This is a genomic window from Ulvibacterium sp. (assembly GCF_965248315.1).
Taxonomy (GTDB): domain Bacteria; phylum Bacteroidota; class Bacteroidia; order Flavobacteriales; family Flavobacteriaceae; genus Ulvibacterium.
In genome coordinates this window covers 83451-95325 of the sequence record NZ_CBDFIX010000002.1, presented here as the reverse complement: position 1 = coordinate 95325, position 11875 = coordinate 83451, and the positions used below count along the sequence as shown (strand labels likewise).

Below are 11875 nucleotides of genomic sequence, written 5' to 3'. Positions count from 1 at the left end.
TAATTGACAAATGATGAAAAAGCTGTTTTGTTTTTTGATGATAACCTTGCTAAGTGCGAATGCAATCTTCGCCGAAGTAACTCGAAAAGAGAAGAGGGCATTGATAGACCTGTTCGAGCATACCAACGGTAAGGAATGGGTTAAAAAGTGGAACCTAGAGGAGCCGGTATCCAATTGGCAAGGTGTAAAAGTGGACAAGGGCCACGTAATCGAAATAAACCTGTTTCGAAATAATCTTAATGGCATTATTCCGGAAAGCATTGGGGATTTAGGCCATCTTAGGGTTCTTAACCTCGCATTTAATACGATTACCGGAGAATTACCTAGTTCCATAGTCTCACTAAATCGTTTAAGAGTGTTGAAATTGGAAATGAATAGAATTAAAGGAGAACTCCCACAAACCATTGGTGAAATGGAAAGCTTGGAGGAAATCAGTCTGTTCAACAATTTTTTGACAGGTAGTATTCCAGAAAGTATCGGAAGTATTAAGAATTTAAAAATACTCAATCTTTCCAGTAACAGTATTAAGGGTAGGATTCCAAACGCCTTGGGAGATTTGACCCAATTGGAAAGTTTGGGTCTTTTTGAAAATGCCCTGGAAGGAAGTATTCCGTCGGAAATTGGAAAGTTGGTAAAAATGAAGGAATTGGTTTTGGCCAATAATCAATTGGCCGGTGAAATTCCTGCAGAGTTCGCACAATTGGCCAGTCTTGAAATATTCCAGATTCAAAACAACAAGTTCGATTCTTTTGAAAACCTGCAAATGATGGATTCCCGTCAGTTTTTGGTATTCGATTATGATAAGGAAGAATTTGATCCCAATTTCAAGGATATCAATTTCAGCAAGACAAGAATGGCAGATACAAAATTTGAAGATGTTGAGGATGACTAGTGATTTATAACTTTTTAGTTAGTTAGTTTGGTTAAAGGGATGCTTCTATGCATCCCTTTTTTATTTGGAGCTTGCAGAGAGTCAGTGGATTATATAAGAAATGACGAAAAAAAACGTTAAAAACAAACAGCGTAGCGAATAAAGACGGTACGTATTAATTCAAAATTGGCAAAAAAGAGCCATAACGGAAATATAGAATTTTCAAAATGTATTACTAGTACCAACCCTAAATCCTTATAATTATGAAGAGAAAACTACTTTATGCAACATTCCTTTTCTTTCTGCTATTTCAAACCCTTGCTATTGCCCAAATACCCGAAAACGAAAAATCTGCTCTTGTAGACCTCTACAACGCCACAAACGGCAATTCTTGGAGTATTAAATGGAATCTAAAATCCGACGTTCGTCAATGGTATGGAGTTGATGTCATTGAGGGACATGTGGTTGGTCTTAGCTTATATAAAAATAATTTGACCGGGAAGATTCCAACAAGTTTAAAAAACCTGAAAAAGCTTGAAGTCCTGGATCTTGCATTTAATGCCTTGGAAGGAGAGTTGCCAACTACATTGGCCGAACTTACCGAACTGAAGGTTTTAAAGCTGGAGATGAACGGTTTAAAGGGAGGACTTCCCGAAAACTTTACGGCAATGTTGAATTTGGAAGAGCTTATCTTGTTTGACAATAAGCTTGGGGGAACCATTCCAAAAGATGTGGGTAAAATGAGGAATCTTAAGATTTTTGATCTTTCCAACAATTATTTGCAAGGAAACCTACCCGAAAGTATCGGGGAACTTTCCAATTTAACAAATCTGGTGCTTTCCGGTAATAAGCTGGAGGGGGAAATAAACATTGGCTTTGATAACATGCAAAATCTGTCGGAGCTGTTGCTGTCCTTTAATAACTTCCAAGGCACTGTGCCTAAGGGCATCGATTCTTTGCCATACTTGGAACTGGTTCAACTTCAAGGAAACGATTTCACTTCTTTCGAAAACCTTCAAAATATACAAAGCAAAAACCTTATTGTATTTGATACGGATGATTTGAAATTAAACCTTAAATATCGAGAATTATTTGATATTGATGCACCAGTGGCAAATACAAAATTTGAGGACGAGAATTAAACCATAGACGCTCCAATCAATAAAAAAGGGATGTAACTACATCCCTTTTTTTGTGTTTAAATAATTCAGGCTACACCTAAACGGATTTTAATATATCTTTAACATTGGTTGCGTATGCAACTAATTCTTTTTGTATAGTTTAGCTTCGTGAAAATTGAAGTTGTAGCGGATATTGATTCTTCCTTGGCCCCATGGATTGGGAAGACTTCAAAAATTGTGGATTATTATCTGCAGGATGCCCTGCAACAGCATGGTTTTAAACTTACCAAAGAGCAGTTTGTCTTACTAAAAAAGCTTACGGAAAAAGATGGCCTTAATCAAAATGAACTAGCCTCCCTGCTTTACCGGGACAAATCGACCATGGCGCGGTTATTGGCAAAAATGGAGAAAAAAGGACATGTTAAAAGGGAACAAAGCCATAAGGATAAGCGAATCAATAAAATATATATTACAGAAAAAGGCAAACTTACTTTTGATAAAACCATACCGGTTATTACTCGGATAATCAATGTCCTTGAACATGATATCACCCAAACCGACAAGGAGCATATGATAAGCATTCTAAAAAAAGTACAGTCCAACCTAAAACTTAAATCGGCATTGCCACAAGAACGACTATGAGAAAGATTATTTTGTCCATATTGGGACTGTTGCTTATTGTAATATCCATTTTTCTAGCGAAGAAAATTGTGGATAGCAAAAAGAGCTATAGGCCACAAGCACAAAAAGTAGTGAAGACCGTTTTTACCCAAGTAGTAAAAAACGGGACCGTTCCTATCGTGGTTCCGGCAAATGGCAATTTGGTGGCCAAAAATAGGGTAGAGCTCTATTCAGAGGTTCAAGGTGTATTCCGGGGAGGCAATAAACTGTTTAGACCCGGTCAGAACTACCGTAAAGGAGCCACTATTATCAAAATAGATTCCGATGAATATGCTGCAAGTGTGCGAAGTGCCAAGAGCAACCTCTTTAACCTGATTACTTCTGTAATGCCCGATTTACGATTGGATTATCCAGAAGTCTTTTCCAAATGGCAGGCATACCTTGATGATTTTGATATGTCCAAAAGCACTCCCCCTTTACCGGAAATGAGCTCGGACAAGGAGAAGTTTTTCATATCAGGTCGCGGGATACTTACGTCGTACTATAATATTAAGAACTTAGAACGGCGTTTATCCAAATATCGTATTCAAGCCCCTTTTGATGGAGTGCTTACCGAAGCTCTGGTGACAGAAGGGACATTGGTCCGGTCCGGGCAAAAACTAGGTGAATTCATCAAAACGGGAATATATGAACTGGAGGTTGCCGTGGGCAAGACCTATAGCGATCTGCTGAAGGTTGGGGAGCTTGTGGAGCTCAATGATTTGGATAAAACGAAAACCTATTCAGGCAAGGTTACCCGTATCAACGGTAGGGTAGATCAAACTTCCCAAACGATCAAGGCATTTATAGAAGTAGCCGACGAAACCCTTCGTGAAGGGATGTACCTAGAAGCCAATCTTCAGGCAAAGGAGGAGGAGAATGCAATTGAAATCGATAGAAGTTTGTTATTGGAAAATGATAAAATTTTTGTGGTCCGGGATTCTATTTTGGATTTGATAGATGTTAGACCCGTATATTTTTCGGATAAAAGAGTAGTGCTCAAAGACATCCCGGACGGTACCAATATTATGGCCAAACCCCTTGTAGGTGCCTACACGGGTATGGCAGTACAGGTTTTTAAGGACAAATCCGCAAACGAAAAGGGATAATGCGAAAGATTATTGAGTATTTCATAAAGTATCATGTTGCAGTAAATGTTATTGTCATTGCTTTTGTGATTTTCGGGGTAGTAGGTGCCTCCTTATTGAAATCTTCCTTTTTTCCATTAACGGATTCAAAGAACATCCTTATAACCATTACATACCCGGGAGCTTCTCCGCAGGAAGTGGAGGAAGGCATTGTGCTTAAAATAGAGGATAATCTAAAGGGTCTCGAGGGCGTTGATCGTGTTACCTCTACCTCTAGGGAAAATAATGGGAGCATCAATGTGGAAATTGAAAAGGGCAGGGATATTGATTTCATGCTTCTCGAAGTAAAAAATGCAGTAGACCGCGTACCTACCTTTCCTACGGGAATGGAGCCATTGATTGTGGCAAAATTGGAAGCAGTAAGACCAACCATTAGTTTTGCCGTGAGCGGGAGTAATGTGCCATTGGCAACACTAAAACAGATCGGGAGACAAATAGAAAATGATATTAGGGCCATTGATGGGATCTCCCAAATAGGAATTACCGGATATCCCGATGAAGAAATTGAAATTGCCGTAAATGAAAATAGCCTCTTGGCCTATGAACTTTCTTTTCAGGAAGTGGCCCAAGCCGTGGCCAATGCTAACATATTGGTTACAGGAGGAACGATAAAGACAGATGCAGAAGAGTATTTAATACGTGCAAAAAATCGTTCTTATTACGCCAATGAACTTTCCAACATTGTTGTAAGGGCTGATGCTTCGGGACAGACCGTACGCTTAAAGGATGTCTCTAGTATTAGGGACAGGTTTTCAGAGACTCCGAATACCGCCTTCTTCAACGGCAATCTATCGGTAAACGTCACCATTACAAGTACCAATACAGAGGATTTGATTGGGTCTGCGGAAAAGGTCAAGGAGTATATAAGTGACTTCAACCAAAAATACGACAATGTACAATTGGATGTAGTGCGGGACCTTTCTACCACTTTGGTACAAAGGACCCAGTTATTAAGCGAAAATGCCTTATTGGGAACCATACTTGTTCTTATTTTCCTTTCATTGTTCCTAAATACACGTTTGGCCTTTTGGGTGGCATTTGGCCTTCCCATATCTTTTCTAGGGATGTTCATTTTTGCTGGTTTTTTTGATGTGACCATAAATGTTCTTTCCCTTTTTGGAATGATTATAGTCATCGGTATTTTGGTGGATGATGGTATTGTGATAGCCGAGAATATTTATCAACATTATGAGAAGGGCAAATCACCGGTACAGGCAGCCGTGGACGGAACTATGGAGGTTATTCCTCCCATTGTTTCCGCAATTATCACCACCGTATTGGCTTTCTCGATCTTCTTGTTCTTAGATGGTCGTATAGGCGATTTCTTTGGAGAGGTTTCGGTAATTGTTCTTTTAACCCTGGTGGTATCCTTAATTGAGGCCCTTATTATTTTACCGGCCCACTTGGCACACTCAAAGGCGTTGAGACCCTCGAACGAAAAACCAAAGAATGGAATAGCCAGGGCTTTTGCCAAGCTTAGGGTCATTAACCGATCCGGCGATCGCGCCATGGCCTGGATGCGGGACAATTTGTACAGCCCGTCCCTGAAGTTTGCATTGAAACATAAGTTACTATCGTTTTCGTTCTTCGCCATGGCCTTGATTTTGACCTTTGGCTCCATTGGAGGTGGGATAATACGAACCGCCTTTTTCCCTCGTATTGCCAGTGACAGGGCACAGGTAGAACTTCTGATGCCCAACGGCACAAATGAAAAAGTTACCGACTCCATCATTAGTTTGATCGAAGAAAAGTCCAAGATTGTAAATAAGGAACTAACGGAGAAATACCTAAAAGGTACTGGGAAAGAGCTTTTTGAAAATGTTATCAAAGAGATAGGGCCCGGTTCATCCTCTGCCACGTTGACTATTAATATGTTACCGGGTGAAGAGCGTCCGGATGCCGTACGCTCGGATTTGGTAACCAATAGATTACGGGAGTTGGTGGGTCCGGTAATCGGGGTGGAAAGTCTTATCTATGGATCTGGCGGTAATTTTGGAGGTGATCCCGTTTCCGTTTCACTTTTAGGCAATAACATTCAAGAACTCAAAGCGGCAAAACAGGAACTAAAGGCATCCATGCTGAGCAATAGTGCCCTAAAGGATATTTCCGACAATGATCCCGCCGGGATAAAGGAAATTCGATTGGAACTCAAAGAGAATGCCTATCTCCTAGGATTAGATTTAAGGATGATAATGGATCAGGTACGTGCCGGTTTTTTTGGCGCACAGGCACAACGTTTCCAAAGAGGTCAGGATGAAATAAGAGTTTGGGTGCGCTACGATCGCGAAAACCGTTCCTCTATTGCGGATTTGGATGAAATGCGAATTGTGACACCTTCAGGTGACAGGGTTCCCTTAAGGGAAATTGCCAATTACAGCATAGAACGTGGAGACGTGGCCATAAACCGGTTGGAGGGACAAAGGGAAATTCAGATTTCGGCTGATCTCAAAGACCCAAAAGCGACTAGTCCTGTGGATGTTATGAATGAGATCAGGACGGTCATCATGCCTGAAATACAGTCAAAATATCCTACCGTAAGTGCATCTTATGAAGGACAGAACCGGGAACGGAACAAACTGTTCGATTCCTTGAATTTGGTAGGGTTGTCAGTTCTTGGCTTAATTTACATTACCATAGCCTTTACGTTTAGAAGCTTTAGTCAGCCCTTGATGTTGCTGTTGCTGGTGCCTTTTAGCCTTACCGCTGTGGCATGGGGGCACTGGATCCATGATTTCCCCATAAACATACTCTCCATGTTGGGGATTATAGCGCTGATTGGAATCATGGTTAATGATGGGCTGGTACTTATTGGTAAATTCAATGGCAACCTTAGGACCGGAATGTCTTTTGACGAAGCTATATATGAAGCCGGCCGTTCACGATTCCGAGCAATTTTCCTTACCTCTATAACTACCATTGCCGGATTGGCTCCTTTGATGTTGGAAACAAGTAGACAGGCACAGTTCCTTATACCCATGGCCATTTCCATAGCCTATGGCATTGGCTTCGCAACAGTTTTAACCTTGTTGATGCTTCCCATTTTCCTTTCTTTTAGCAATAAGATCAAAGTGAATACAAAGTGGTTGGCCACGGGAAATAAAATTACGAAAGAAGAGGTAGAACGAGCCATTAAGGAACAAAAAGAGGAATTGCACCTTATGGGTAAAACGATCATGCCTTCCAACGGTATTGATGGACAATCGACCCAATCCGAGGAAATACTTTCCGAATCTGAAAAAGCATTAGAAGAACACGCAGAATGAACAGCATACAATTAACCGCTATTTCTTTCCTTTTTATAACGTTTACCACAATTGCCCAAGAAGAAATACTATCCAAGCAAGAAGCTGCAAACCTAGCTTTGGAGAATAACTTTGGGATTCAGGTGGCCAGGAACCAGGTTGAAATTGCCGAGAACAATCAAAGCGTTTTGAATTCAGGGTTTTTGCCCAGCCTAACGGGGACTGCAAATGCCAATTACCAACGAGACGATAACACTTTTTCGTTTCCGGGTCAATTCTTAAGCGACCCTGATACCAATGAACCCCTTATAGATCCAGATACTGGCCAAGCCATACCAAGGCCGGATGTTGACCTGTACAAGGCGGAAGCGCAACGCTACGGTACGGCGCTAAATGCAAGCTATACGCTTTTTGATGGTCTGGGCCGTTTATACAACTACAAAAGATTGAAGGAACAATATCGTTTGAGCGAGCTTCAGGCCCGGGAGACCATTGAAAATACCATGTTGCAGCTCTTTAGCGTTTACTTTGAAGTAGCTAGGCTTACGGAAAATGAAAATGTTTTAAGGCAGGCCCTAGAAATTTCTACCGACAGGATTAAACGGGCGGAGTATTCCTTTGAATATGGACAAAATACCAAATTGGACATTTTAAATGCCCAAGTAGATGTAACCAATGATAGCATTAACCTATTGAATACCCGTCAGCAACTGGAGAATACCATCCGTGATTTAAATGTTGTTTTGGCCGAAGACCTAAACAGGGTATATCAGGTGGATACTACGGTTCGCTTTACCCCAAAAATGCAATTGGAGGATTTCATTTCGCAAGCCGATTTGAACAATGTTGCCTTGTTGCAGACGGAACGAAATTTGGCCATTAATGAATATGACATCAAAGTGGATCGTTCAGGATATTTGCCCGTTGTAAACCTCAACGGCTCCTATGGTTGGAACCTTAATCAGAATGCGCCAGGAGCTTTTTTTCCTGGGGTAAACGTAAACAACACACGAAATTTTGCATTGGGAGCCACCCTAACCTGGAATTTGTTCGATGGTGGTGGAACAACTGTAAGGGTGAGAAATTCTAAATTGGCCTATGAAAACCAAGAATTACAAAAAGCGCAAATAAAGTTGGAGGTAAAACGTGATATAGAAAACGCCTTGGCCATATACGAAAACCGATTGAATATCTATCAAATTCAAGAGCAAAACGTAATTACCAACAAGAACAATTTTGAACGAAGCAAAGAACAGTTTCAATTGGGTCGCATAACCTCAATTGAATTTCGCCAGGCGCAGATTAACCTCTTAAATGCCCAGACCAATAAGAATTTGGCCAAATATGATGCTAAGCTGGCTGAACTACAGTTATTACAGTTGACTGGACAGTTGTTAAATGTTGAACTCTAATAGCGCGTTGAACGCGTTATTTTAGGATGAAAATACCATGTCAAAAAAAGGAATAGGAATTATTGGTACGGGTTCTATAGTGCATACCTATGTCAGGTGCATTGAAGAAATTGATGCAGTTGAAGTCGTTGCTCTGTATACCCGATTACCTGACAGGGTTAAAAAAGTTGAATTGGAATTTGGATTTCCCGTTTATGACAATCTTGAAAAATTTTTGGCACTACCTCAAATTGATTTGGTCTGCGTATGTAACGAAAGTGGTAGTCATGGCCAAGCGATAGTTAAAGCGGCAAAATCCAAAAAGCACGTTTTGTGTGAAAAGCCGTTGGAGGTTACCCTTCAAAAAATCGATGAGGCCATTACCACCTGCGAACAGAATAGGGTTAAGCTGGGTTGTGTCTTTCAAAACAGATGTGGGGAACATTTTAGAGAGGTTGTCAATGCAGTATCCAAAGGGAAGTTGGGAAAATTATTGATGGGCAACGCCCATATCAATTGGTATCGGAATGCGGAATATTATGCCAAAAAACCTTGGCGGGGAACGTTGGAATTGGATGGTGGTGCTGCATTCATGAATCAAGGAATTCATACCATTGATTTGTTGCTACATCTTTTTGGAGAAGTGAAAACAGTCTTTGGGACGGTTCGGACCAGGGTGCATGATATCGAGGGGGAAGACGTAGGTTCGGGAATTTTGATTTTCGAAAATGGGGCTATAGGGAATATCACAGCGGGAACAGCCCTATATCCTGGCCATCCGGAACGTCTGGAATTGTATGGTGAAAAAGGTAGCATTCTCATGAAAGGTGGAAGAATTGTGGATTGGAATGTTATGGATGTTCCGGGACCGGATTTTGGCAAAGAAAATCGTATTGGGAGTGGGGCCGCGGATCCTACGGCAATAGGTCATCAAAACCATAAAAAAGTAATTTTGGATATGTTGGGTGCCATTGAAGAAGATAGACCACCCATGGTCAATGGTCCCGAAGCCCGGAAATCTGTTGAGGTCATTACCGCTTTATACAAATCCTCAGAAAGCCAAAGCATTGTCTTTTTGTGATTCCTGGTAATTTCATCTAGCGTACAAACAAATCATCTAGCATTTACCATATGTACGAGCACTTTTTCCAATGCCCATATTGCTGGGCCGAAATTTCAATGTTAATGGATCCTTCTGTTAGCAAGCAGACCTATATAGAAGATTGCGAAGTATGCTGCAATCCTATTGAGATTCAAACACAATTCGAAAACAACGGACTAACAGGTTTCCAGGCCGCTGAAATCGGTCAGTAAAGGAATCTCTACTCGGTTAGTTTTGTTTACCAAGATTGTATATTTTTAGGTTGACCAATTTCAATGCTATCGTGAACCTACCAAAGATGATTTCGCCAAAAATTTTCCCGATTCTCCTGGTAAACTTCATTGGTATTTTAGGATACAGCATAGTTATCCCTATACTAATATTCATTGTCACAGATATGGGCGGTAATGGATTTATTTATGGCATTCTGGGAGCCATGTACCCCTTCTTTCAATTTATTGGAGCACCCATATTGGGTAGTCTTTCCGATCGTATCGGAAGAAAAAAGGTGTTGGTACTAAGTCAGGCTGGTACTTTTGTAGCTTGGATGCTCTTTTTATTGGCCTTTGCCCTTCCCAAAACCCAGTTATGGTCCCAAAATACTGAACTTACTGGAAATTATGTTATGACCCTCCCTCTAGTTATCATTTTTATGGCCAGAATATTTGACGGATTCACCGGTGGAAATGTTTCCGTGGCCAATGCGTATCTCTCGGACATATCAACAGATGAAGACCGTAACAGGAATTTTGGAAAAATGGGGGCCTCAACAAGTTTGGGTTTTGTTCTTGGGCCCGCCTTAGCAGGACTATTGGCTTCCTCCGCTTTGGGAGAATTGGTTCCTTTGTCTTTGGCCGCCTTGATTTCACTCGTAGCCATTTTTGTCATCAGTACAAAATTAAAGGAAAGTAATCCCTGTGTGGTGGATACGGGAGAATTGAGTACCCGCTCATTTCGGAGATTTTTTCAGGTTGAGCACAAAGATTGTTATCAGGAAGGTGATATTGAGGCAAATCCCCCCAAAAAAGGCTGGGGCAGTGTTCTTAAGGAACCAGGAGTTCCGTTGTTATATGCTGTGTATTTTCTAACTTTTTTGGCTTTTAGTCTATTCTATGCAGGATTGCCTATTTATGCCAGTACACTTTTGGAATGGACAGCAATAGACCTAGGGATTTTCTTGGCATATTCCAGCCTGATTATGATTTTGGTCCAAGGACCATTATTGTCCAGATTATCGGACAATATCAGCAATCAATCCTTAATTTTGGTAGGGTCCCTTTTACTGTCCTTGAGTTTTTTTCTGCTCTCCATGGATAGTCTGGTCATATTATATATGGCCAATACGCTCTTATCCATTGGTAATGGTTTAATGTGGCCAAGTTTTTTGGCATTATTGGCACGGACTGGAAACCCTCAGATTCAAGGGGCCATTCAAGGTTATGGCAATAGTATGGGAAGTATGGCCAGTATGTTCGGTTTGATTTTGGGAGGCTTGTTGTTCGAAACTATGGAGACCAACGTATTCGCCATCGGTTCAGGGATTTTTTTAATAGTCACTCTCTTAATGGGGGCTAATTTTCTACAGGGTAACCGAAAGACCGTGATCGATAGCGGCAAGACTGTCACCGCTGGATAGTATTCAATCCATAACCTTGATTTTGCCACCAAAGACTTTGTTACGCTCTACGTCTTTTGGATTGCCATAGATGTAGATGGAACCCCCTGCCCGAACTTTGGCCTGTACTTTTTCAGAGGCCTTTACATCGGCCCGTCCACCGGCATTCACGGTAACTGTGGTTTCATCGGTATCCAAAGCCTTGTTATATACCTGCCCCCCTGTATTTACCATAACTTCCTGGGTTTTGGCCTGGCCGGTTAAAGAGACTTCTCCCCCGGAAATCGATTTGGTATATAGGTCGGTCACATCAATTTTTAAATCAATACGACCTCCTTCCTGGGTCTTTATTTCAACGCGATTGCCGGTAAAGGTTTCGTCCGAAGTAATCTTGGCATTCTCATTGGCATCCAAAAGGACCAGGGTTTCGGTATAGTACAAAGTGGCTTTGGCTTCGCCCCCGTCCATAAAGTTATCGAACTCCATTTTTATTTTTAGGAGCCCATTCTTGTTGGAGATATCCACCTCGTCTTGATCATCCCCGGTGATGACCAATTTGTTCTCGTTGCTTTTTACCAAATCCACAACGATACGGTCATATGCTTTTACTTCCGTAAACTTTTCGAGTTTTTTCGTATTTGCCCTTTGCGCTAAAACATTGACTGAAATAGATAGGGCTATGAATAAATACACTAATTTTTTCATGTTAATGGGTTTACTAATGT

At 41.2% G+C, this 11875-nt stretch carries 10 protein-coding genes; 9 read left to right on the top strand and 1 reads right to left on the bottom strand.

All coding sequences use genetic code 11. The features are described from left to right. Positions 1 to 10 precede the first annotated feature (10 nt). The 9 genes from ACP2AF_RS01940 to ACP2AF_RS01900 all read left to right on the top strand — a co-directional run bounded on the left by ACP2AF_RS01940 (position 11) and on the right by ACP2AF_RS01900 (position 11171). Positions 11 to 892: a leucine-rich repeat domain-containing protein gene (locus ACP2AF_RS01940; RefSeq protein WP_425234560.1), complete on the top strand. Its 882-nt coding sequence runs from the start codon at positions 11 to 13 to the stop codon at positions 890 to 892. Positions 893 to 1134: 242 nt separating this feature from the next. Further along, on the top strand, positions 1135 to 2013 hold the full coding sequence (locus ACP2AF_RS01935) for a leucine-rich repeat domain-containing protein (protein WP_425234559.1): 879 nt from the start codon (positions 1135 to 1137) through the stop codon (positions 2011 to 2013). A gap of 147 nt (positions 2014 to 2160) precedes the next feature. Continuing rightward, entirely contained in the window at positions 2161 to 2634 is a 474-nt protein-coding gene (locus tag ACP2AF_RS01930; protein WP_425234558.1) for a MarR family winged helix-turn-helix transcriptional regulator, read from the top strand. Beyond that, positions 2631 to 3761 (top strand): efflux RND transporter periplasmic adaptor subunit, encoded by a 1131-nt coding sequence (locus tag ACP2AF_RS01925; RefSeq protein ID WP_425234557.1) that lies wholly within the window; start codon positions 2631 to 2633, stop codon positions 3759 to 3761. Before ACP2AF_RS01930 ends, ACP2AF_RS01925 begins: the two co-directional genes overlap by 4 nt. Continuing rightward, positions 3761 to 7063, top strand: coding sequence for an efflux RND transporter permease subunit (locus ACP2AF_RS01920; RefSeq protein ID WP_425234556.1), 3303 nt, complete (start codon positions 3761 to 3763; stop codon positions 7061 to 7063). Before ACP2AF_RS01925 ends, ACP2AF_RS01920 begins: the two co-directional genes overlap by 1 nt. Beyond that, positions 7060 to 8454, top strand: coding sequence for a TolC family protein (locus tag ACP2AF_RS01915; protein WP_425234555.1), 1395 nt, complete (start codon positions 7060 to 7062; stop codon positions 8452 to 8454). Before ACP2AF_RS01920 ends, ACP2AF_RS01915 begins: the two co-directional genes overlap by 4 nt. Positions 8455 to 8491: 37 nt before the next feature. Further along, a complete protein-coding gene (locus ACP2AF_RS01910) occupies positions 8492 to 9514 on the top strand; it encodes a Gfo/Idh/MocA family protein (protein WP_425234554.1) in 1023 nt (340 codons plus the stop codon). Positions 9515 to 9564: 50 nt separating this feature from the next. Next, positions 9565 to 9747, top strand: a complete 183-nt coding sequence (locus ACP2AF_RS01905; RefSeq protein ID WP_425234553.1) for a CPXCG motif-containing cysteine-rich protein — start codon at positions 9565 to 9567, stop codon at positions 9745 to 9747. 86 nt (positions 9748 to 9833) lie between these two features. Next, positions 9834 to 11171 (top strand): MFS transporter, encoded by a 1338-nt coding sequence (locus ACP2AF_RS01900; RefSeq protein ID WP_425234552.1) that lies wholly within the window; start codon positions 9834 to 9836, stop codon positions 11169 to 11171. Positions 11172 to 11174: 3 nt separating this feature from the next. On the opposite strand, the gene ACP2AF_RS01895 is transcribed toward ACP2AF_RS01900, so the two are convergent. Then, a complete protein-coding gene (locus ACP2AF_RS01895; RefSeq protein WP_425234551.1) occupies positions 11175 to 11855 on the bottom strand; it encodes a head GIN domain-containing protein in 681 nt (226 codons plus the stop codon). Positions 11856 to 11875 lie beyond the last annotated feature (20 nt).

Coding starts and splice junctions, on each gene's coding strand:
- ACP2AF_RS01905 (WP_425234553.1), top strand. CDS start 9,565: ATGTACGAGCACTTTTTCCAATGCCCATATTGCTGGGCCGAAATTTCA.
- ACP2AF_RS01940 (WP_425234560.1), top strand. CDS start 11: ATGATGAAAAAGCTGTTTTGTTTTTTGATGATAACCTTGCTAAGTGCG.
- ACP2AF_RS01900 (WP_425234552.1), top strand. CDS start 9,834: ATGATTTCGCCAAAAATTTTCCCGATTCTCCTGGTAAACTTCATTGGT.
- ACP2AF_RS01920 (WP_425234556.1), top strand. CDS start 3,761: ATGCGAAAGATTATTGAGTATTTCATAAAGTATCATGTTGCAGTAAAT.
- ACP2AF_RS01935 (WP_425234559.1), top strand. CDS start 1,135: ATGAAGAGAAAACTACTTTATGCAACATTCCTTTTCTTTCTGCTATTT.
- ACP2AF_RS01915 (WP_425234555.1), top strand. CDS start 7,060: ATGAACAGCATACAATTAACCGCTATTTCTTTCCTTTTTATAACGTTT.
- ACP2AF_RS01895 (WP_425234551.1), bottom strand. CDS start 11,855: ATGAAAAAATTAGTGTATTTATTCATAGCCCTATCTATTTCAGTCAAT.
- ACP2AF_RS01925 (WP_425234557.1), top strand. CDS start 2,631: ATGAGAAAGATTATTTTGTCCATATTGGGACTGTTGCTTATTGTAATA.
- ACP2AF_RS01910 (WP_425234554.1), top strand. CDS start 8,492: ATGTCAAAAAAAGGAATAGGAATTATTGGTACGGGTTCTATAGTGCAT.